The organism is Pantoea sp. NSTU24 (assembly GCF_050157905.1).
Taxonomy (GTDB): Bacteria; Pseudomonadota; Gammaproteobacteria; order Enterobacterales; family Enterobacteriaceae; genus Pantoea.
This window is the reverse complement of the sequence record NZ_JBKIWZ010000001.1, coordinates 3,182,919-3,204,314: the sequence shown is the minus strand read 5'-3', so window position 1 is coordinate 3,204,314 and position 21,396 is coordinate 3,182,919. Positions and strand designations below refer to the sequence as shown.

The 21,396-nt window shown below is 56.2% G+C and carries 17 protein-coding genes and 1 pseudogene; 6 read left to right on the top strand and 12 right to left on the bottom strand.

Annotation, left to right across the window (positions count from 1 at the left end; all coding sequences use genetic code 11):
- Positions 1-48 precede the first annotated feature (48 nt).
- The 5 genes and pseudogenes from typA (at position 49) to fabY (ending at position 4,990) form a co-directional block, all read left to right on the top strand.
- Positions 49-1,872 (top strand): ribosome-dependent GTPase TypA, encoded by a 1,824-nt coding sequence (gene typA, locus ACLHDD_RS15315; protein WP_128085009.1) that lies wholly within the window; start codon positions 49-51, stop codon positions 1,870-1,872.
- Between the two features lie 208 nt (positions 1,873-2,080).
- Positions 2,081-2,671: a glucose-1-phosphatase gene (yihX, locus tag ACLHDD_RS15310; RefSeq protein ID WP_427104764.1), complete on the top strand. Its 591-nt coding sequence runs from the start codon at positions 2,081-2,083 to the stop codon at positions 2,669-2,671.
- A gap of 9 nt (positions 2,672-2,680) precedes the next feature.
- Positions 2,681-3,550 carry a virulence factor BrkB family protein gene (locus ACLHDD_RS15305; RefSeq protein WP_427104763.1) on the top strand — a complete coding sequence of 290 codons (870 nt, stop codon included), beginning with the start codon at positions 2,681-2,683 and terminating at the stop codon, positions 3,548-3,550.
- Positions 3,547-3,983, top strand: a pseudogene (gene dtd / locus ACLHDD_RS15300) (D-aminoacyl-tRNA deacylase). The gene ACLHDD_RS15305 and the pseudogene dtd overlap by 4 nt, the downstream one beginning before the upstream one ends.
- Positions 3,984-4,042: 59 nt before the next feature.
- Positions 4,043-4,990, top strand: coding sequence for a fatty acid biosynthesis protein FabY (fabY, locus tag ACLHDD_RS15295; protein WP_427104762.1), 948 nt, complete (start codon positions 4,043-4,045; stop codon positions 4,988-4,990).
- A gap of 31 nt (positions 4,991-5,021) precedes the next feature.
- Here the strand turns inward: fabY and ACLHDD_RS15290 are convergent, their stop codons facing one another.
- From ACLHDD_RS15290 to gmk, 7 genes are all read right to left on the bottom strand, one after another.
- Positions 5,022-6,701 carry an AsmA family protein gene (locus ACLHDD_RS15290; RefSeq protein ID WP_427104761.1) on the bottom strand — a complete coding sequence of 560 codons (1,680 nt, stop codon included), beginning with the start codon at positions 6,699-6,701 and terminating at the stop codon, positions 5,022-5,024.
- A gap of 118 nt (positions 6,702-6,819) precedes the next feature.
- On the bottom strand, positions 6,820-8,193 hold the full coding sequence (locus ACLHDD_RS15285) for a nucleobase:cation symporter-2 family protein (protein ID WP_427104760.1): 1,374 nt from the start codon (positions 8,191-8,193) through the stop codon (positions 6,820-6,822).
- 103 nt (positions 8,194-8,296) lie between these two features.
- Positions 8,297-10,375 (bottom strand): ATP-dependent DNA helicase RecG, encoded by a 2,079-nt coding sequence (recG, locus tag ACLHDD_RS15280; RefSeq protein ID WP_427104759.1) that lies wholly within the window; start codon positions 10,373-10,375, stop codon positions 8,297-8,299.
- Complete coding sequence (gene trmH / locus ACLHDD_RS15275; protein ID WP_427104758.1) at positions 10,372-11,070, bottom strand: tRNA (guanosine(18)-2'-O)-methyltransferase TrmH; 699 nt, start codon at positions 11,068-11,070, stop codon at positions 10,372-10,374. Before trmH ends, recG begins: the two co-directional genes overlap by 4 nt.
- 3 nt (positions 11,071-11,073) lie before the next feature.
- On the bottom strand, positions 11,074-13,179 hold the full coding sequence (gene spoT / locus ACLHDD_RS15270) for a bifunctional GTP diphosphokinase/guanosine-3',5'-bis pyrophosphate 3'-pyrophosphohydrolase (protein ID WP_427104757.1): 2,106 nt from the start codon (positions 13,177-13,179) through the stop codon (positions 11,074-11,076).
- A gap of 20 nt (positions 13,180-13,199) precedes the next feature.
- Complete coding sequence (rpoZ, locus tag ACLHDD_RS15265; protein ID WP_003851346.1) at positions 13,200-13,475, bottom strand: DNA-directed RNA polymerase subunit omega; 276 nt, start codon at positions 13,473-13,475, stop codon at positions 13,200-13,202.
- 54 nt (positions 13,476-13,529) lie between these two features.
- Positions 13,530-14,153 carry a guanylate kinase gene (gene gmk / locus ACLHDD_RS15260; protein ID WP_111141262.1) on the bottom strand — a complete coding sequence of 208 codons (624 nt, stop codon included), beginning with the start codon at positions 14,151-14,153 and terminating at the stop codon, positions 13,530-13,532.
- Positions 14,154-14,392: 239 nt separating this feature from the next.
- On the opposite strand from gmk, the gene ligB reads away from it, so the two are divergent.
- Positions 14,393-16,144 carry an NAD-dependent DNA ligase LigB gene (ligB, locus tag ACLHDD_RS15255; protein ID WP_427104756.1) on the top strand — a complete coding sequence of 584 codons (1,752 nt, stop codon included), beginning with the start codon at positions 14,393-14,395 and terminating at the stop codon, positions 16,142-16,144.
- Here the strand turns inward: ligB and ACLHDD_RS15250 are convergent.
- The 5 genes from ACLHDD_RS15250 to lpxP all read right to left on the bottom strand — a co-directional run bounded on the left by ACLHDD_RS15250 (position 16,082) and on the right by lpxP (position 21,325).
- Positions 16,082-16,699: a trimeric intracellular cation channel family protein gene (locus ACLHDD_RS15250; RefSeq protein ID WP_313655822.1), complete on the bottom strand. Its 618-nt coding sequence runs from the start codon at positions 16,697-16,699 to the stop codon at positions 16,082-16,084. The genes ligB and ACLHDD_RS15250 overlap by 63 nt on opposite strands.
- Positions 16,700-17,119: 420 nt before the next feature.
- Positions 17,120-17,764 carry an oligosaccharide flippase family protein gene (locus tag ACLHDD_RS15245; protein WP_427104755.1) on the bottom strand — a complete coding sequence of 215 codons (645 nt, stop codon included), beginning with the start codon at positions 17,762-17,764 and terminating at the stop codon, positions 17,120-17,122.
- Between the two features lie 772 nt (positions 17,765-18,536).
- Complete coding sequence (locus ACLHDD_RS15240; protein ID WP_427104754.1) at positions 18,537-18,932, bottom strand: polyketide cyclase; 396 nt, start codon at positions 18,930-18,932, stop codon at positions 18,537-18,539.
- A 137-nt stretch (positions 18,933-19,069) separates the two neighbouring features.
- A complete protein-coding gene (locus ACLHDD_RS15235) occupies positions 19,070-20,212 on the bottom strand; it encodes an alanine racemase (protein ID WP_427104753.1) in 1,143 nt (380 codons plus the stop codon).
- A gap of 189 nt (positions 20,213-20,401) precedes the next feature.
- Positions 20,402-21,325: a kdo(2)-lipid IV(A) palmitoleoyltransferase gene (gene lpxP / locus ACLHDD_RS15230; protein WP_427104752.1), complete on the bottom strand. Its 924-nt coding sequence runs from the start codon at positions 21,323-21,325 to the stop codon at positions 20,402-20,404.
- Positions 21,326-21,396: the final 71 nt, after the last annotated feature.

Here is a 21,396-nt window from a genome sequence, read left to right as displayed (position 1 = left end):
TTAATCCGTGTACAATAGCGCGCTATTTCTAATGCCTGAGGCAAAGCTGTGATCGAAAATTTGCGTAACATCGCCATCATCGCGCACGTTGACCATGGAAAGACCACCCTGGTTGACAAACTGCTGCAACAATCCGGTACTTTTGATGCCCGTACCGAAGCAACCGAGCGCGTGATGGACTCCAATGATTTGGAGAAAGAGCGTGGGATTACCATCCTCGCAAAAAACACCGCCATTAAGTGGAATGACTACCGTATCAATATCGTTGATACCCCAGGACACGCCGATTTCGGTGGTGAAGTTGAGCGCGTCATGTCCATGGTGGACTCGGTGCTGCTGGTTGTAGATGCGATGGATGGCCCTATGCCGCAAACCCGCTTCGTGACCAAAAAAGCGTTTGCGCATGGTCTGAAGCCGATTGTGGTAATCAACAAAGTAGACCGCCCTGGTGCGCGTCCGGACTGGGTTGTGGATCAGGTCTTCGACCTGTTCGTTAACCTGGATGCGACTGATGAGCAGCTCGACTTCCCTATCATTTTCGCCTCTGCGCTGAATGGTATTGCGGGTCTGGAGCACACCGACATGGCTGACGACATGACCCCGCTGTATCAGGCGATCGTCGACCACGTTTCTCCGCCTCAGGTTGAGGTTGAAGCGCCACTGCAGATGCAAATCTCTCAGCTGGACTACAACAACTACCTGGGCGTGATCGGTATCGGCCGTATCAAACGCGGTAAAGTGAAGCCTAACCAGCAGGTCACTATCATCGATAGCGAAGGCAAAACCCGTAACGGTAAAGTCGGCAAAGTCCTGACGCACCTGGGTCTTGAGCGTATCGACAGCGATCTGGCCGAAGCGGGCGATATCATCGCTATCACCGGTCTGGGCGAACTGAACATCTCCGACACCATCTGTGATCCGCAGAACGTGCAGGCACTGCCAGCACTGAGCGTCGATGAGCCAACCGTAACCATGTTCTTCAACGTCAACACCTCACCATTCTGCGGTAAAGAAGGTAAGTACGTGACGTCACGTCAGATCCTTGAGCGTCTGAACAAAGAACTGGTTCACAACGTGGCACTGCGCGTGGAAGAAACCGAAGATGCTGACGCGTTCCGCGTATCAGGCCGTGGTGAGCTTCACCTCTCTGTTCTGATTGAAAACATGCGTCGCGAAGGTTTCGAACTGGCGGTATCCCGTCCGAAAGTTATCTTCCGCGAATTCGAAGGCCGCAAGCAGGAGCCATTCGAAAACGTCACGCTGGATATCGAAGAGACGCATCAGGGTTCCGTTATGCAAGCCATGGGTGAGCGTAAAGGCGACCTGAAAAACATGGATCCGGATGGCAAAGGCCGCGTACGTCTTGACTACGTGATTCCAAGCCGTGGTCTGATTGGCTTCCGTAACGAATTCATGACCATGACGTCAGGCACCGGTCTGCTTTACTCGACCTTCAGCCACTACGATGACATCCGTCAGGGCGAAGTCGGCCAGCGTCAGAACGGCGTGCTGATCTCTAACGGTCAGGGTAAAGCTGTTGCGTTTGCGCTGTTCGGTCTGCAGGATCGCGGTAAGCTGTTCCTGGGTCACGGTGCAGAAGTTTATGAAGGCCAGATCATCGGTATTCACAGCCGTTCTAACGACCTGACCGTTAACTGTCTGACCGGTAAGAAGCTGACTAACATGCGTGCTTCCGGTACGGATGAAGCCACGACGCTGGTTCCACCGCAGAAAATGACGCTGGAACAGGCTATCGAGTTCATCGATGATGACGAACTGGTAGAAGTGACGCCGCTGTCAGTGCGTATCCGTAAACGTCACCTGACAGAAAACGACCGTAAACGTGCTTCACGTGGTCCTAAAGACGCATAATTGCGTCTTTAACTGAGAAAAGCTCCGCAATGCGGGGCTTTTTTTTGTCTGAAACCCCGCTTTTTTCAGCCAGACCTGCACGGTTCATCTGTACTCCCGCGCGTTTTTCCCACCTTCCGGCGTTTACGCTTTTCTCTCCGCGGATGCCTGTTCAGCCTGCGCTTTTGCCGCTAGAGTGAATAGTCCAGGGAACCAGGGGAGAGACACCATGCTGTATATCTTTGATTTGGGCAATGTGATTATCGATATCGACTTTAACCGCGTGCTGGGTGTCTGGAGTGATCTGAGTCGGGTGCCGCTGGCGTCGCTGCAAAGCCATTTCCGCATGGATGAGGCGTTTGAACAGCATGAGCGAGGCGAAATCAGTGATGAAGATTTCGCAGTGGCGCTGTGTGAAAAACTGGAAATCGCGCTGAGCTATGAGCAGTTTGCGGCGGGCTGGCAGGCACTCTTCGTGGATGTGCGTCCGGAAGTCCTGGCGCTGATGAACCGGCTGCGGCTGGAGGGGCATCGGGTGGTGATCCTCTCAAACACCAACAGACTGCATTGCGAATTCTGGCCGACGCAGTATCCGGATGTACAGCAGGCCGCTGATAAGCTCTATCTGTCTCAGGATCTGGGCATGCGTAAACCGGAAGCCCGGATTTACCAGCATGTTCTGGCGGCAGAAGGCGTAACGGCCGATCAGGCCGTCTTCTTTGATGATAATCCCGATAATACAGAGGCGGCCCGCGCCCTGGGGATTGAAAGTGTACTGGTGACTGACAGTTCGACAGTCCCCAACTGGTTTGCAGGTTAACAGTGACTCATGATGTTACGTAAATTTCGTCCCGGGCTGCACGCCTTCTGGCTGTGGCTCCGGCTGCTGTGGAAGCGCATCGATGAAGACGGCATGACGACCCAGGCGGGTAATCTGGCGTATGTCTCGCTGCTGGCGCTGGTGCCACTGATTGCCGTGGTGTTTGCCCTGTTTGCCGCGTTTCCGGTCTTCTCTGATATCAGCGTGCAGCTGAAGCAGTTTGTTTTTAACAATCTGATGCCTGCTGCTGGCAACACACTGCAGCGCTATCTTGAGCAGTTTGTTGCCAACGTAAACCGGATGACGGCGGTCGGGGCGATCGGCCTGATCGTGACCGCTCTGCTGTTGATGCATTCGGTGGATACCGCGTTAAACACCATCTGGCGCAGCAACAAGAAGCGGCCGATGGTTTACTCCTTTGCGGTCTACTGGATGATCCTGACCCTCGGCCCGCTGCTGGCTGGCGCCAGCCTGGCAATCAGCTCTTATCTGCTGTCGCTGCGCTGGATTAACGCCACCGGCGTAACCAGCCTGGTCGATCAGATGCTGCGTATTTTTCCGCTGCTGCTGTCGTGGTTCGCTTTCTGGTTGCTCTACAGCATTGTTCCGACCCAGCGGGTACCGCCGCGCGATGCGCTGATTGGTGCGCTGGTGGCGGGTGCGCTGTTTGAGCTGGGGAAAAAGGGCTTCGCGCTCTATGTTACGATGTTCCCCTCTTATCAGTTGATCTACGGCGTACTGGCCGTGATACCTATTCTGTTTCTCTGGGTCTACTGGACCTGGTGTATTGTATTGCTGGGCGCGGAGATAACCGTCACGTTAGCCGACTACCGGCAGCTGAAACAGCAGCAAAAAGAACAACAACGCGAGGAAACATGATTGCATTGATTCAGCGCGTGCAGCGAGCCAGCGTCAGCGTCGACCAGGATGTGGTCGGCGAAATTGGTGCCGGACTACTGGTTTTGCTGGGCGTGGAAAAGGGTGATGACAACGCGCGTGCGGAACGTCTCGCAGAACGTGTACTGGGCTATCGCATCTTCAGTGACGAACAGGGCAAAATGAACCTGAGCCTTCGCCAGACGGGCGGAAGCGTGCTGGTGGTATCGCAGTTCACGCTGGCTGCCGACACGCAAAAAGGGACGCGTCCCTCTTTTTCGGGGGGGCGGAGCCAGCTGAAGCAGAGCGTCTGTATGATTACTTCAGCCACTGCTGTCGCCAGCAGGGCGTTACCACAGCGAACGGTCGTTTTGCCGCAGATATGCAGGTTTCGCTGGTGAACGATGGTCCTGTGACGTTCTGGTTACAGGTGTGAGATCCTCAGCTGAGCGGCATGGATCTGGCCACGTAAGCTCCGGACGGGAGAAACATTATATGTATCACCTTCGTGTGCCACAGACGGCAGAAGAGCTGGATATCTATTATCAGTTCCGATGGGAGATGTTACGTAAACCTCTGCGCCAGCCGCAGGGGTCGGAACGTGACGCGTGGGATGCCCTGGCACATCATCAGATGGTCGTGGATGAACAGGGAAACCCGGTCGCCATTGGTCGTCTCTATATCAACGCCGACAACGAGGCCGCGATCCGTTTTATGGCTGTCCATCCCTCGGTGCAGGGAAAAGGGCTGGGCACGCTGGTAGCGATGACGCTGGAGTCCGTGGCGCGGCAGGAGGGAGCCAAGCGGGTAACCTGTAGCGCCCGCGAGGATGCCGTCGCCTTCTTCGCGAAACTTGGCTATATCAATCAGGGCGAAATTACTGCGCCGCAGACCACCCCGGTACGCCACTTCCTGATGATCAAACCGGTCATCACTCTCGATGATATTCTGCATCGTGCTGACTGGTGTGGTCAGCTGCAACAGGCCTGGTACGATCATATTCCGCTCAGCGAGAAAATGGGTGTGCGTATCCTGCAGTTTACCGGGCAGAAATTTATTACCACCATGCCGGAGGCGGGCAACCAGAATCCTCATCACACCCTGTTCGCTGGCAGCCTCTTCTCACTGGCTACGCTGACCGGCTGGGGACTCATCTGGCTACTGCTGCGCGAGCGTCATCTTGGCGGCACCATTATTCTGGCAGATGCACACATTCGCTACAGCCAGCCCATCAGCGGACGCCCTGGCGCTATTGCCGATCTGGGCTCCCTAAGCGGCGATCTCGACCGCCTGGCGCGTGGACGTAAAGCGCGCGTGCAGCTTGAAGTTGAGCTGTTTGGCGACGATGAGCGTGGCGCGGTGTTTGAAGGGGTTTATATCGTTCTGCCCGCCGATCCGGACGGACCGCTGGAGGAGGGAGGGTCTGGCGCGCGAATTAACTGAGGAGCGGGGCCGCGATACGGCCCCGCTGGGATTAACGAACCTCGCCTGCCTGCATCGCCTGCTGCACCTGCTGGCTGTCAGTAACCACAGATAACGTGCCATTTACCGATGGGCGCAGCGGCTGACCTGCGGCAAGTGCCGCGCGCAGCTGCAGCTGCATATTGCTGTCACCGGTTAACGGCAACGCTGGCCATCCCCAGTTCTGCAACACATTGACCGGCACGGCACGACCCGTCAGCTGCAGCGTCAGCGGCCGGGCAGGCTGCTGGCCTACGGTGGCTGTTCCTTCCAGCAGACCTTTATTACTGAATGCACTCAGCTCCGTCACCTGAATCTGCTGCGCATCGGCACTCAGCGTAATTGACGGATGACGCAGGTCGGTGCGGTTAAAGGTCGACTCGGCCGCATTCAGGCTGAGCTTACCTGACCATATCCCCCACTGATGCTGCTGCGCCAGCCGCAGGTTTTCGCCAGTGCCATCCAGCGAGGTCAGCTGGAAAGGAAACGCTGGGTTAATATCGATGATCAGGTTACGGTTCGAGGTGAAGCGCGTCACGTCGACACTCTCCAGCCAGGCGGGCAGCGTCGCCTGCCAGCGATCGCGCCAGTCCTGCGGCAGGGTATATTCCAGTCCGGCCACCGCCAGATTTTTCAGCGTCAGACGCTTATCGCTGCGTGACCACTCACCGTCAGCCCGGATCACCCCGTTCGCCCAGCGCGAACTGAACTGGCTCAGCGCCACACCCTGCGGGGAGAAATCCAGATTGACAATCGGATCGTTCAGTTCAAACCCGCCGTTGATAAAGTTGCTGGCATTCAGCGCCAGCGAACCATCATTACTCTGCCAGTCATCATTCTGCCAGTTCACGTTTCTCAGCGTCAGATCAAGATCCGTTACCGCCCAGTCCGGCCCCTGCAGGCGGGCATCGGTCAGATCCAGCCGGGTAATGGCAAGGGAGGGCACCACCTGTAACCTGCGCAGGAAATCTTTCAGGCTGCTGGCGGTCTGCAGACGAATGTCGTTCAGACGCAGCTGATTCACTTTCCAGTTGCCCCGGGCATCGCGTTCACCATTACCGGTCATGGAACCCCGCGCCAGGTCGGCACCCATGTTGTCGATGCGCATCCGGCCCTGGGAAACGCTGCCCTGAATCAGGACGTTTTCAGCCGGCACGTCATTCAGCGTCATGCTGCCTGCGCTCATCTGGAAGCGGGCATCGAGGCCCAGCATATCCAGGGCAACAGGCTTCCACGGTATGATGCCGCCATTCACCTGGCGGGCAAACAGCGGCAGCGCGGTATTGGGGCTGTCGACCCGCATATTATTGAGTTGCAGACGATCGGCCTGAATCGGCAGTGCGCTGCCTGCTGTCAGATTGGCCAGATTCACCTCGCCATCGCGCAGTTCGAGGCTACTGAAGTGTAGCGGATCGCTGAACTGAATCAGCGCCAGGCCCAGATCGACCCGTTTAGCGACCAGCACCGCAGGCTGTCCATCGTGACCAAAACTGAAGTTATCCAGAATGATATGAGAGGGAGAGGAGAAATTGTGTTCAATTTTACTCAGGGAGAGATGCCATTCGGTTTTGTCGCTCACCCAACGGCTGAACCAGCCTGCACCCCATTGTGTCTGCAGCAGAACATAGATCACCACCAGGGTGAACAGCAGCAGTAAAAGCAGGGTGAGAAAAAACTTTCCAAGAAATTTCATTGCATCCTTCCCGAGTTGAATCCGGTGAGAGGTTGTTATGCCTGAATTCCCGTTACAGCTCAACAGCCTGGATGTAAATCCGACTAATTAGCAGGCAGGCCGAAGCCTGCCCGTGGCCTTAATTCTCCTGCGGGAAAATCAGGTTAAGAACGATCGCGGTAATACCGCCCGCCGCGATGCCGGAAGAGAGCAGAGTTTTCAGCCAGTCAGGCGCAAACTGCAGGATCAGTGGCTGCTGAGAAACGCCCAGGCCCACTGCCAGCGACAGCGCAATAATCATGATGGCGCGACGGTTAAGCGGCTCGCGCGACACGATGCGCACCCCTGACGCGGCGATGGTACCGAACATCACGATGGTAGCACCGCCGAGCACCGGTTCAGGGATCATCTGCACCAGCCCGCTAACTGCCGGGAACAGCCCCAGCACAATCAGCATCAGCGCCACCACAAAGCCCACGTAGCGGCTGGCCACGCCGGTCAGCTGAATCACGCCATTATTCTGTCCGAAGCAGGAGTTCGGGAAAGTATTAAACAGCGCGGAAACAAAGGAGTTAAGACCGTTCGCCAGCACGCCGCCTTTCAGGCGTTTCATATAGAGCGGACCGCTGACCGGCTGCTCAGAGACATCGGAGGTCGCGGTGATATCGCCGATGGTTTCCAGTGAGGTCACCATAAACACCAGCATCAGCGGGATAAGCAGATTCCAGTCAAAACCCAGACCATAGTAAAGCGGGGCTGGCACCACAATCAGCGGCTGATTAGCCGGCACACCCGCAGCAGGCAGCATGTTCATCGCCCAAGCCAGCAGATAACCCACCGCCATTGCAATCACCAGTGAGGCTACACGCAGGTAGGGATTTTTCTGCCGGTTAAGCAGCACAATCACCAGCAGCACGGCACCCGCCAGCATCAGATTTTTTGGTGCGCCGAAGGTGTGGTCGTTCATGGCAGCAAAGCCGCCACCGATTGAGGTCAATCCCACCTGAATCAACGACAGGCCAATAATCATCACGACAATACCGGAAACCAGTGGCGTGATAATCCGGCGCGCCAGATGCAACACGCGCGACAACACCATTTCGGTACAGGAGGCGACCATCAGCGTGCCAAACAGGGCAGCCATCATGGCGGGCACGTCAGCTCCGCCATTTTTCAGCGCCATTCCGCCCATGATCAGCGGCGTTACGAAGTTAAAGCTGGTGCCCTGAATTGACAGCAGGCCCGAGCCGACCGGTCCCCAGGTTTTGATTTGCAGCAGTGAGGCGACGCCCGAGGCAAACAGCGACATGCTGATTACGTGCCGGGTATCCTCTGCAGGCAAACCCAGCGCCTGACAAATCAGAATGGCGGGGGTAATCACCGCAACGAACATCGCCAGCAGATGCTGACCGGCGGCAAACAGCGTCTGCGGCAGCGGTGGACGATCTTCGAGACGGTAAATCAGTTCGCTGTGCTGGGCGGAGGGCTGGTCTGGCTGCGGAGTGATGGACATCTTCTGTTCTTCCCGAAAAAGTGTGTGGCGATTGTAATCATCCGCAGGCTAAAAGCAATCGTTTGCCCGTGGGGATAAACCGGCCGCAACAGCGGGATCTGACTCAGACGTTGGTGTAACGGGTGTTCTCTGGCAGCCAGCGTTCAATCAGGGCGCTGGCCTGTTCGGGATAGTGTTGATGGATATGGCGCGCCACGCGCTGCACTTCCGGCACCATCGCCTGATCGCGCAGCAGGTCAGCCACTTTAAATTCAGCGTTCCCGGTCTGGCGTGTGCCCAGCAGCTCACCGGGGCCGCGGATCTCCAGGTCGAACTGGGCAATCACAAAGCCATCATTGCTGTCGCGCAGCACCTGCAGACGCTTCTGCGCCGTCTTGCTCAGGGGCGCTTTATAGAGCAGCACGCAGTGGGAAGCGACGGCACCACGACCAACACGCCCCCGTAGCTGATGCAGCTGCGCCAGCCCTAACCGCTCCGGATTTTCGATGATCATCAGGCTGGCGTTAGGCACATCCACGCCCACTTCTATGACGGTTGTTGCGACCAGAAGCTGCAGCTCATTGGCCTTGAACGCCTGCATGACCGCCTGTTTCTCTGCGGGTTTCATCCGGCCATGCACCAGCCCGATGTTTAAGCCAGGCAGCGCCGTTTTCAGCGATTCCCAGCTCGCTTCCGCTGCCTGGGCTTCCAGCAGGTCTGACTCTTCAATCAGGGTGCAGACCCAGTAGGCCTGACGTCCTTCGCGACAGGCGTGCTCAACCCGCGCCACGATCTCATCACGTCTGGAGTCGGGGATCGCCACCGTGGTCACCGGCGTACGTCCCGGCGGTAGCTCGTCGATAGTGGAAGTATCCAGATCGGCATAGGCGGTCATCGCCAGGGTGCGCGGGATCGGGGTGGCGGTCATGATCAGCTGATGCGGATGAAAACCCTGCTCTTCGCCCTTTTCCCACAATGCCAGTCGCTGGTGGACGCCAAACCGGTGCTGCTCATCAATAATGACCAGCGCCAGCCCGCTGAACCGGACCTGCTCCTGGAACAGCGCATGGGTGCCGACCACCATCGCTACCTGACCGCTGGCTATCGCCTCCTGCTGCGCCTGGCGGGCCTTGCCCTTCTGTTTACCGGCCAGCCAGCCGACTTCAATACCCAGCGGCGCAAACCACTGACGGAAGTTACTGGCGTGCTGTTCAGCCAGCAGCTCGGTCGGCGCCATCAGCGCAACCTGCCTGCCGTGCGCAATCACATTCAGCGCCGCGAGTGCGGCGACCAGAGTCTTGCCGGAGCCGACGTCGCCCTGCACCAGCCGCATCATCGGAAAATCGTTGGCCAAATCCGTCTCTATCTCCGCTACCACGCGCGCCTGGGCGCGCGTGGGTGAGAAGGGCAGCGCGGCCAGCAGCTGGTCGCTGAGCGTGTGCTGCGGCGGCATCGGTAATGCGTAATAGCGCTGAGCACCGGCGCGCACCGCCAGCATGCTGAGATTGTGGGCCAGCAGCTCTTCCAGAATCAACCGGCGCTGTGCCGGATGACGGCCACTTTCCAGCTCGCTGAGCCTGAGGTCGGGCGGTGGACGATGCAGCGTGCGGAGCGCATCAGGCAGGCTTATCAGCCCGCTGCTCAGCGCCTGCGGCAGCAGTTCGGCAATCGGGCAGCTCTCCAGCAGCGTCAGCGCCTGATCGGTGAGATTACGCAGCGTGGCCTGCCGAATGCCTTCAGTGGTGGGATAGACCGGCGTCAGGGTCTCTTCCAGCGTTACATTGCTCTGTTCACCCTGAATGCGGTATTCGGGGTGAATGATCTCCGCGCCACGCTGACCGCGTTTAATTTCGCCATAGGCGGTGACGCGACGGCCCGGCGAGAGCGCGTTCTTCATTCCTGCATTGAAATTAAAGAAGCGCATCGTCAGAACGCCGCTGCCATCGCTGATCTGACAGACCATCATCCGGCGACGGCCGAAGGTGATGTCGGTGTGCAGCACTTCGCCCTCTACCGTGGCCCAGATGCCGGGCAGCAGATCGTCAATCGCATAAAGTTGGGTACGATCTTCGTAACGCAGCGGGAGGTGAAGCAGAAGGTCCTGAATGGTGTGCAGGCCAATTCTGGCCAGTTTTGCTGCCTGGCTGGCACCGACGCCGGTCAGGGTACTGAGCGGGATGGCATCCAGCAGACGGCCTTTCATCTTTTTTTACCGGTTGACTGCATGGTCGCCCACCAGCTGGGATCGGCGTCGATTTCGCCCTGCGCATTGATGCGCGGATAAGGCAGGCCTTTCTGTTTTGCGACCCGCGCCAGTACCGGGAAGCCGCCTTCGAACAGCAGACGCTGTTGTTCAGCGTCATCCAGCAGGCTGTGGTCGCGCAGGTAAAGTCCCGCATTCTGCCGCTGCCGCTGTGCTTCATAGAGGATAAGCGCGCAGGCGACCGAGACATTCAGTGACTGCACCATGCCCACCATCGGAATCACGATCTGTCTGTCGGCCAGCGCCAGGGCTTCCTCAGTGATACCGGTTTTTTCCTGTCCCATCAGGATGCAGGTCGGCAGGGTATAGTCGATTTCGCGAAAATCCACGGCATCCGCAGAGAGGTGGGTAGCTAACACCTGCATTTTCTGCTGCCGGAGCTGATTAACGGCATCGCCAATGGTGGGGTGGGTCACGACGTTTACCCAGCTGTTGCTGCCGGCAGACGCGGAAGCCTGGGTGCGCATCCGCTCACTCGGCCAGACCGCATGCACTTCATGGATGCCGACAGCATCGGCGGTGCGGATTACGGCTGAAACGTTGTGGGGCTTATGCACCTTTTCCATACAGACCGTAAGATCGTGCTGGCGCAGGGCCAGCATCGTCTGTATCCGGGCAAAACGTTGATCGTTCATGCACTAATTACGGTTACGGTGAACTTTAATCACATCCGGCATCACGCGAATTTTGCGCATGATATTCGCCAGATGGACGCGGTCGCGTGCGGTCAGGCGGATAAAGGCGCTGTAAACGCGGCCATCACGCTCTTCAGTACTCAGGCTCTGAATATTGGAGCCTGCCGTATTGATCGCTGCTGTCAGGTTTGCCAGCGCGCCCTGATGGTTAAACATGTCGACTTTGATTTCCGCCACGAACTCCTGCTCGGTGACTTTATCCCATTCAACCGGCATGAATTTCTCAGGCTCTTTCTGGTAGCCGCGAATGTTCCGGCACGACTCATGATGCACGACCAGCCCTTTACCGGGGCTGACATGGGCGACAATCGGGTCACCAGGAATGGGTCGACAGCATTTGGCAAAGGTAATCAATACGCCATCTGCACCTTTAATCGGCAGCTTTCCGCGCTTGCTGCTGCTGATAGCCTTACTGTCAGCCTGTAGCAGGTTCTTCGCTACCACCACACTCATCGCATTGCCCAGACCAATTTCTGCCAGCAGATCGTCAAGCGAGGTCAGCTTCATGCGATCCAGCTCCTGCCGGATATTTTCAGCCGGAATCTCTGCCAGTTTACGGCTGCCGCCCAGCGCGTGGCTGAGCAGGCGACGACCCAGATTCACTGAGTCTTCGCGCTTGAGGTTTTTCAGCAGCTGGCGAATTTTAGCGCGGGCTTTGGAACTGACGACAAAGTTAAGCCAGGCGGCGTTAGGACGGGCCCCCGGCGCAGTGATGATCTCAATCGTCTGACCGCTGGTCAGGGGTTGCGACAGCGGGTAGGGCTGGCGGTCAACGCGTGCGCCAACACAAGCATGGCCAATATCGGTGTGAACCGCATAGGCGAAGTCCACCGGCGTCGCACCGGTTGGCAACTCTACAATGCGGCCTTCTGGCGTGAAGACATAGATCTCATCCGGGAAGAGATCGGACTTCACGCTCTCGATGAATTCAAACGAACTGCCCGCACTTTGCTGCAGCTCCAGCAGGCTCTGCAGCCAGCGCTGGGCACGGATCTGTGCGGTGGTGCCACTTTCGCCCGCCTGTTTATATGCCCAGTGCGCAGCGACCCCCATTTCCGCCATCTGATCCATATCCTCGGTGCGAATCTGCACTTCAACCGGCACGCCATGCGGGCCGATCATGGAGGTATGGAGGGATTGATAGCCGTTGGCTTTAGGAATAGCGATGTAATCTTTGACGCGGCCCGGGCGTGGCTTATAGAGACTGTGCATCTGGCCCAGAACGCGATAGCAGGTATCCAGGTCTTTCACGATGACGCGAAAGGCATAGATATCCATGATCGAATGAAAACGCTGCTCTTTCAGCGTCATTTTGCGGTAGATCGAGTAAAGATGCTTCTCACGACCGCTGACGCGGCAGGGGATGCCCGCTTCCTGCAAACGGCCATCAATCTCAGAAAGAATCTTCTGGATCATCTCTTTACGGTTACCGCGTGCGGCTTTCACCACCTCTTTAATCACCCGATACCGATTGGGATAGAGGGCCTCGAAACCGAGCTCTTCCAGCTCCGTTTTAAGATGGTGAATACCCAGGCGATGCGCCAGCGGACTGTAAATCTCTAACGTCTCCAGCGCGATACGGCGACGTTTGTCCGGGCGTAACGAACCCAGGGTGCGCATGTTATGGGTGCGGTCAGCCAGCTTGATGAGAATGACGCGGATATCCTGCACCATCGCCATAATCATCTTGCGGAAGTTCTCTGCCTGCGCCTCTTTCTTGTCGCGGAATTTCAGCTTATCCAGCTTGGAAACGCCTTCGACCAGCTCCGCCACGCTTTTACCGAACAGCTGTTCCATGTCCTGATACGTGGCGGGAGTGTCTTCAATCACGTCGTGCAGCAGCGCGGCCATGAGGGTTTCATGGTCGAGCTTCATTTCTGCCAGAATACAGGCCACGGCAACCGGATGAGTGATATAAGGCTCACCGCTGGAGCGTGTCTGTCCCTCGTGGGCATCACGTGCGACAAGGTAGGCTTGCTGGAGGCGCTTGATCTGCTCCTCTGGCAAGTATTTTTCAATCAGCTGATTGAGACTTTCAAACAGATACAAGGGCGACCTGCAGGTAGCTGTTAACGACGACCTTCAGCGATAGCGGTAACGGCCTGTAACTCCGCGGCTTCCTGCTCTTGCTGTTCCTGACGATCACGCACATCTAAAATCTGATTGGTGACCAGACCTTCTTCGATTTCGCGCAGGGCGATAACGGTCGGCTTGTCGTTCTCTTCCGGAACCAGCGGATCTTTGCCGCCAACCTGCATCTGACGTGCACGACGTGCAGCGACCAACACCAGGTCAAAACGATTACCAACTTTTTCTACTGCGTCCTGAACGGTTACGCGTGCCATAGGTGTGCTACTCCACAGATGAAGAAATGACTGCGCATCATACTGAAACTGTATTCAGACTGCCAACAGTTTGCTGATTAAAGCATCGTGACGCGCCTTCTGGCGCGCCATACGCAGACGTTCGGCGCGAATAATGGTTTTCAGATCGGAGAGCGCCAGATCAAAATCATCATTCACAATTAAATAGTCATATTCGGCGTAGTGGCTCATTTCCGCTACCGCCTGGGCCATACGACGCGTGATAACTTCCTCGCTGTCCTGACCACGACCACGCAGACGGCGGTCGAGCTCTTCTTTCGACGGCGGCAAAACGAAGATACTGCGTGCGCCAGGCATTCTGGCGCGAATCTGCTGTGCGCCCTGCCAGTCAATATCAAGAAAAACATCAACGCCGGTTGCCAGCACCTGCTCAATCGCATGGCGCGAGGTACCGTAATAGTTGTCGAAAACCCGGGCATGTTCGAGGAAGGCATCTTCCGCGATCATCTGCTCAAATTCATGCTTCTCAACAAAAAAGTAATGTTCGCCATGGACTTCACCCGGACGCATACCGCGCGTCGTGTGCGAAACAGAGACCTGCGTGTCATACAACGGCTGGGTCTTTAACAGTGCCTGAATCAGGCTGGATTTACCTGCGCCGCTGGGGGCAGAAACAATGTAGAGCGTGCCTTGAGCCATGGTTTTCTTGAATTGATTAAAAGCGGAGTCGATTTCCTGCCCAGTATACACGGCTTCCCGATGGCACGCAGCGTTTGCGCAGCGGTAAAAGCCAACTTTTGCGCATCTTCGCGCAATCCGCTGTCGTCACGCTGTAAATCTTCCCGAATTACGTGGGGTTTTCTCGCGGAACCGTATATCACCGCTGGCGGCTCCGGGGGTAGGGGTATGAAATGCTCGCAAACCTCAGGAGAGCGAGCATGAGAAGCGTTGGCAGGCCGCTGTTTGCGGCACTTTTGTGGATCGCTGCCGGGCCTGGGCTATGCGCCCTGTGTCCTGTCTGGCCACCCATGCGGGCGACAGAGGAGATGCGCCGTCTGCAGCAACAACTGCAACACTGGGATGATGCCTACTATCGGCAGGGCCAGAGTCCGGTAGCAGACGAGGATTATGATGCATTGCAGCAGCGGTTAAATCAGTGGCAGCTCTGCTTTAGTCCTCAACAGCCCGCTTATGCGCCGCAGTTACCGATCCAGGGCGAACATCTGCATCCGGTTGCCCATACGGGGGTAAAAAAGCTACGCAGCAGGCTGGCTCTGGCTTACTGGATGCAGGATCGCCACGATCTCTGGGTGCAGCCGAAAGTCGACGGCATTGCGGTTTCACTGGTTTATCGCCACGGCAGACTGGTTTCGCTGCTGAGTCGCGGCGATGGATTGCGCGGCGAGGAGTGGCTGCCTAAAGCCGCCGGTATCCCGGCTGTTCCTCTGCACATCGACACCGATCTTGAGGATGTGGTGCTGCAGGGTGAGCTCTTTCTGACGATGACCGATCATCACCAGGCACAGGCGGGGGGCAGGAATGCACGCGCACAGGTTGCAGGTGCCATGATGAGTCAGCAGCAGGTCCCTTTACTGAAATCGCTCGGCATTTTTATCTGGGCCTGGCCGGATGGTCCCGAAACGATGGCGGAACGCCTTGAGCAGCTCAGCCGCTGGGGATTTGGTCTGGCGTCCCAGTGGAGTCACCGCGTGAACGATGAAGAAGAGGTTGCCGCCTGGCGGGAACGCTGGTTCCATGCTGGACTTCCCTTTGTCACGGATGGGGTTGTTGTACATCAGAGCCAGCGTCCTGCGGGACAACGCTGGCTGCCAGATGAAGGAACCTGGGCCGTTGCCTGGAAGTATCAGCCGCCTGAAGTCAGTACAGAAGTGCTCTCCATCGATTTCCCTGTAGGCCGGACCGGAAAAATCGCCGCAGTGCTGAATCTGCTGCCAGTGCAGCTGGATGACAAAACGGTCAGGCGGGTAAACATCGGATCGCTACGGCGCTGGCAGGAAAGCGATATTGTCGCAGGCGATGTGGTCACGCTGAGTCTGGCGGGTCAGGGCATTCCCCGCCTGGAGCGGGTAATCTGGCGCGTGGCAGAGCGACACTATCCTCAGCCGCCTGATGCAGCGCGTTATACGCCAATGAGTTGCTTTACCTTCAGCGCCGCGTGTCAGAAGCAGCTTCTGGCAAAGCTTCGCTGGCTCAGCCAGAAAACCGTACTGAATATTCCGGGCGTTGAGCGCGGGACCTGGCTGCGTCTGCTGGAAAGCGGCAGCATGACGCATCTGTTCGGCTGGCTGGTATTAACCCCGCAGCAGATTGCTGCGGCAACCGGATTCTCTCCGGAGCGCGCCGGACAACTCTGGCACCGTTTTAATCTCACCCGTCAGCAGCCATTTCGTCGCTGGGTGGCGGCATCAGGCGTTTCACTGCCGCGTAAGGCCCTGAATGCCCTGCCTGACCCGCACTGGGAAAGCCTGATGCAGCGTGATGTTATGGCCTGGCAGACATTACCGGGTGTCGGGGCGGCGCTGGCAAAGCGACTGGTGGAACAGTTTCACGATGCCCGGCTGCAGGCGCTGATAACATTTCTTCAGCAGCAGGGCATTCCCGACACCTCAGTGCTCGGGATGGGGGTAGTTGAAAATCGGCAGACCGAGACGGAAGCGCAGCGCCAGTAAGCGGGCAAAAAAGCCGAACAGCAGGGTAATGATGATGACCACTTCATGCGCCAGCGAGGTTTTCAGCAGCAGGATATAGATCCAGCCTGAGGCAAATGCGATACCCGCGTAGATTTCCTTCTGAAACACCAGCGGGATGCGGTTACAGAACATATCCCGCAGCACGCCGCCAAAGACGCCGGTAATGACTGCGCTTATGGCGGCGATGATCATGGCGTGTCCTGAATCCAGCGCAACCTGCGCGCCGATAATGGAAAAGACCACCAGACCCAGCGCATCCAGCACCAGAAAGACTTTACGCAGATGCGTCATCAGCGGTGCCAGAAAGGTAGTCACAACGGCCGCAGCCGCCACAATCATGATGTATTCGGGATGTTTCACCCAGCCCAGCGGATAGTGCCCGAGCAGGATATCGCGCACCGAACCGCCACCAATGGCGGTGACTGACGCAATGATAATGACGCCAAACAGATCCATTTTGCGACGACCTGCGGCCAGCGCACCGGTCATGGCCTCGGCGGTAATACCAATGATGTAGAGAACGGTCAGTAACATAGCAGACTCCGGTAAAACGGTGGCAATGCAATGGCATTGCCCGGGATACGGTGACGGGGACGTGCTGGCATCTGCCGTCCGGGATGAGCGAAGTGTATACCAGCCAGCCCCGACGGCCGCATAGAAAGAGTTTTGCAGAACATCTGCGACAGAGACAGAGGAGAAGGGTGAGGGGCTCAGGTTTCGGGCAGACGCTTATTTCTGATGTTTCAGCGACGGGGGCAGCAGGACGCAGTGAGAATGGCCGTTCGCCTTTGGCAGGCATTCATTCGGACAACAGAGGAAAAAGGCGTGACGCGGATAATAATCAGAATCGAAAAGAGGGGTTATGCAGCCGATAAAAAAGAAAAGGCGTGCTGGTTACCAGCACGCCAACGCATCGTTTCGGATGCTCAGAGCCCACCATACAGACTTATTTTATTATTTGTTTCGTGCACGAATTTTAAAAAAGGCATTCAGACTGAACTGGTATTCTGGCTGGAACCAGGAACGACCATAGTAGCAGTAAATCAGCATCCGTATAGACGCCATCGCCAGGTAGCCCCAGATGGCACATAATACAGAAGGTGTCAGCCAGACGGTAAATAATGTCACCGCCAGCCCGGCTAATACCGAAGAGGTTTCAGCAAAAGCAATACGGGTATATTGTTTCTCGCGCTGCAGTATCGCACGATAATGCTGGCCCTGGGGAATAATAATAAACACCACGGAAACCATCTGCAGCATTAAGGCCAGTTCTGGCTGATTAAATAGCGCGGTCAGCAGATGACTGCCGGTAAATAAGAGTCCAAAAACCGCAACTCCCATCAACATATTTCCCCAGTAGAGTGTGGAGAGGTCGTTAATTGAGAGCATACAGCGGCGGATGAGCTTATTGCAGAAGCCCCGATCGGCCAGCGCATCCACAGCCAGCAAGGCTATGACGGCGATCGCCAGCAGGTTCAGTTCATTCGCCTGCAGAATCTGCGCCAGCAAGGAGAGTTGCAGAACGCCGATGCCAATAATTTTTATTGAAGAGAGCAGAGACCATTTTGCGCTATTAAGACTGCTTTCACGTATTGCCATCATATACTCGATAGAGCCCAGCGACTCTGTGAGAATTAAATCGTTGTGTTACGGCAAGCAGAAGTTGCTGTGACACCGTTCTTTTGTGCAATTTCCGGCCTGTGTGCTGAAAATTATTTCAGACCTGCCATGTTATTATCGGTTTAAAAAGTACATCCGGATAAAATTTTCCCCGGTTAAGCGCCTGTTTCGTGTCATGGCGGCGTTCTCTTTTACGGATGAGATCGCCGCCAGATCACGAATAAATCCTTTTTTTAGTTTTATATTCTCCTGCCCGCATCCTTGCGGCATTCTCAGTATTTTCTTCTTCAGACACAGAAGAAAAGCTGAGCGATCCATGACGTTTTCGTGCTTTATCATTATGGGTATTGCTGTGTGTGGAATGATTTATACATTGTTTTATTTAATTTAACACCATAAGAAAAGTCTGATTACGCAACCGCAGAAATAAATGGTTTCACTTTATGCATGATAAATATTAAATCCTCAGCGCAGTGGAAATAAACGACGATTAATGATTAATGAATGTGCAACAGGCGCAAAGCAGGCGCGGCAGGTTAAGATGCCTGAAATCACAGGGCATCAGCCCTGCTGACAGAGGGGATTACCAGGAGTTTTCCTGGCAGCAATGCTTAAGCTTCAGCGGTGTACAATGCTCAGGAGGGAACAACAACCAGATACGGGCGTAATGCTTTATCTGCCGAAATTTTTCTGTTTTTTTCATAAACGACCAGCGATAAATACAGAAGAAATCCCGGCCTAAGTGATTGATTTATTGCGTCAGCAGCTGGTTGAGTTTTTCGAGATCGTTACTAACCCATTCAATATCCTGCTTAAATTTATCATCGGACGTAAATGGCTGACGATAAATCGTTACCAGCACCTCAGCACCCTGTTCGTTAGCGATTACGCGCATCGGCACGTAGATCTCTTTTCCTGAACCGCCATCAATCCAGTGATCCATTACACCAAATGGATTGTGAGGCGAGAACCGCAGCTTTACATTGCCGAGCGGCCCCTTAGCACGCCAGCGATTTCCCTCCGGCTCCAGAGCGCTCTGCGTCAGCCCTGACGCCCACCTGGGGAAAAATTCCGGCTTCCAGATAGTTTCGTACAGATCTAACCAGTGACGGGGGATTGTCAGACTCAGCGTACGTGAGGAGAGCATAGAACCTCCGGAGGATAAGCGAAAAAGGCATTAAAGCATGGCGGCAGGTTTGCTAAAACGGTGTAACAGCAGAACTGTGGAGTCAGCAGAGTTATGCGCAAACGGCAGACAGCAGGTCCAGGCTGGCTGCCGCTGATTCAGATAAAATTGCCGCGCGCAGAAACCGGCTGCGTTTCGCTCTGGCCGTCAGAATGACGCAGAACAAAGCTGTCCGACTGCGCCATCACGGCGCAACTGTGATTGGGAAAGATGCGCAGCAACGAGCCGACGTCCGGACGGCGGTCCTGATAAAGCAGAAAACCGTGTTCCTCTGATAGCTTTGTCAGCTCATACGTGTGGCCGGCTTCATCCACGGCAATACCAAACCCGCTGGCATTGGTGCCGTGCGGGCCTTTGTCGGAACTCAGCATTTTCGATCCCGCATCCACAATCGCGAAATGGTCGTTCACCGCCACGACGCGTGTGATGACGCTCATGGCCAGCTGGTCGACGCGGCTTAAACCGAGACGGCAGGCGGTCAGATCCAGGAGTGCGTAGTTGCCGGGCCGGATTTCATCCAGACAGGGCGCAATCTCTGCCGCCAGCGTGGTCGGTGTGGCGCCAACGGAGAGAGGGCAGTCGGTAAATCCTGCCGCCTGCAGTTTTGCCTGAAGCCGCTGCATCAGGTGGGCCTCCTCGCGGGCGATATCCGCAATCGCCGTGGCATGACCGGCACCGTAAGCGTGACCGGCATGGGAGACGAGTCCGGCAAAGCGTAATCCGTTATCCTTCAGCGCCTGCGCGATCACTATCGCCTCATCGGTAGCCGGGTTAACGCCAATCCGATGCAGCCCGACATCTACTTTAATCGCGACCGCCAGATCGCACGCCGGTTGCTGCTGGCAGGCCTCAGCAATCGCCGCCACGCCTTCTGCTCTGTCTGCAATCAGGGTGAGTCTGACCTGATGCTGCTCTGCCTTACGCAGCAAGTCGGCCACGCTCTGCGGATGCACAATCGGGTAGGCCAGCAGCAGGTCGCGCACGCCACCCAGAATAAATGTTATTCCTTCGCTGGGCTTGGAAACCGTAATGCCGCGGGCTCCCAGCGCAAGCTGGCGCTGAGCAATCCGGATGCTTTTATGCGTTTTGATATGCGGCCGCAACGCCACACCCGCCTCATTCGCTTTTTGCTGCATAAGCTGCAGGTTCTGATCCAGCCGCACACTGTCTACTTCAATATAAGGCGTAAGGCGATCATCAATCAGCGGGCGCTGCCACTGCTCTTTATTGTTGATATCCATCAGAGGGTCCGGCAATGACGAGGTAAGAGGGGTCATCATTCCCTAATTTGCGAGCTGATACCAGCGGCGTAATGGACAGAAGAGCGACACGTTCGGGCGTGGCGATAACATCAGAGAAAACAGGATGGCAGGGGGACGACGGCGGATAAAAACAAAAAAGCAGGTGCGGGGCCTGCTTTATGCGTGTACTCAGACATAGAGCGACTGTTCACCGGGTGGCCGCGTTTTGAAACGGCGATGCAGCCAGAGATACTGTTCGGGCGCGCGCAGAATCTGATTTTCAATCACCTTATTCATGTAAGCCGCCGCCGCCGCTTCATCTGTATGAGGATAGTTTTCCAGCATCGCTTCGATGATCAGGTGATAGCCATGATTGTCCGGATTGCGGATAAGCATAATCGGCACCATCGCCGGCTTGGCCAGACGCGACAGAACAAAAGTGCCGTTGGTGGTGGCGGCTTTTTCCACCGCAAACAGCGGCGCAAAGGTACTGCCTTTCGGGCCATAATCCTGGTCCGGCGCAAACCAGACCGACTCGCCCTGCTTCAGCGCATGAACCATGCCACGCAGGTCGCGACGGTCGATCATCGCTTTGTTCGACCGCATCCGGCCTTTGGTCTGCACGTACTCCATCGCCTGATTGTTGTGCGGACGATACATGGCCATCATAGGCTGGCAGAGACCGCTGATACGCCCGCCCAGTTCCAGCGACATAAAATGCACGCCAATCAGCATCACACCGCGTTTTTCGTTCTGCGCCGCATGAAGATTATCCATACCGGTGACGTTAAACAGACGTCTGACCGCACGGTCAGACCAGAACCAGGCAATACCGGTTTCAGCCAGTGCCATGCCCAGTGACGCAAAGTTACCGGCGATCATCGCTTCCGTTTTCTCTTCGCTGATACCAGGAAAACAGAGTTCAATATTGCGACGGGTAATACGTTCGCGGCGCTGCATAAAATGACGGGAGATCTTACCCGCCCCGGCACCGAGACGCATAAGAACAGGATAGGGAAGCTGGACCAGAAGCCAGAGCATGCTCAGGCCAAACCAGGTAAACCAGTAACGCGGATGCAGCAGCGAACGGCTAAATTTTCCGGTGTTTTTCATTAACTACCTTCATAAGACAAATGGACGTAACGCATAAAGATCACTTCCATAAGTCTCCAGGCGGTACAGCT

Excerpts from the sequence above, each read along its gene's own strand:
- recG (WP_427104759.1), bottom strand. The coding sequence starts at position 10,375 with ATGAAAGGCCGTCTGCTGGATGCCATCCCGCTCAGTACCCTGACCGGC.
- rpoZ (WP_003851346.1), bottom strand. The coding sequence starts at position 13,475 with ATGGCACGCGTAACCGTTCAGGACGCAGTAGAAAAAGTTGGTAATCGT.
- gmk (WP_111141262.1), bottom strand. The coding sequence starts at position 14,153 with ATGGCTCAAGGCACGCTCTACATTGTTTCTGCCCCCAGCGGCGCAGGT.
- ACLHDD_RS15285 (WP_427104760.1), bottom strand. The coding sequence starts at position 8,193 with ATGTCCATCACTCCGCAGCCAGACCAGCCCTCCGCCCAGCACAGCGAA.
- ACLHDD_RS15305 (WP_427104763.1), top strand. The coding sequence starts at position 2,681 with ATGATGTTACGTAAATTTCGTCCCGGGCTGCACGCCTTCTGGCTGTGG.
- ligB (WP_427104756.1), top strand. The coding sequence starts at position 14,393 with ATGAGAAGCGTTGGCAGGCCGCTGTTTGCGGCACTTTTGTGGATCGCT.
- yihX (WP_427104764.1), top strand. The coding sequence starts at position 2,081 with ATGCTGTATATCTTTGATTTGGGCAATGTGATTATCGATATCGACTTT.
- lpxP (WP_427104752.1), bottom strand. The coding sequence starts at position 21,325 with ATGAAAAACACCGGAAAATTTAGCCGTTCGCTGCTGCATCCGCGTTAC.
- trmH (WP_427104758.1), bottom strand. The coding sequence starts at position 11,070 with ATGAACGATCAACGTTTTGCCCGGATACAGACGATGCTGGCCCTGCGC.
- fabY (WP_427104762.1), top strand. The coding sequence starts at position 4,043 with ATGTATCACCTTCGTGTGCCACAGACGGCAGAAGAGCTGGATATCTAT.
- ACLHDD_RS15240 (WP_427104754.1), bottom strand. The coding sequence starts at position 18,932 with ATGCTCTCCTCACGTACGCTGAGTCTGACAATCCCCCGTCACTGGTTA.
- ACLHDD_RS15235 (WP_427104753.1), bottom strand. The coding sequence starts at position 20,212 with ATGGATATCAACAATAAAGAGCAGTGGCAGCGCCCGCTGATTGATGAT.
- ACLHDD_RS15245 (WP_427104755.1), bottom strand. The coding sequence starts at position 17,764 with ATGGCAATACGTGAAAGCAGTCTTAATAGCGCAAAATGGTCTCTGCTC.
- ACLHDD_RS15250 (WP_313655822.1), bottom strand. The coding sequence starts at position 16,699 with ATGTTACTGACCGTTCTCTACATCATTGGTATTACCGCCGAGGCCATG.
- ACLHDD_RS15290 (WP_427104761.1), bottom strand. The coding sequence starts at position 6,701 with ATGAAATTTCTTGGAAAGTTTTTTCTCACCCTGCTTTTACTGCTGCTG.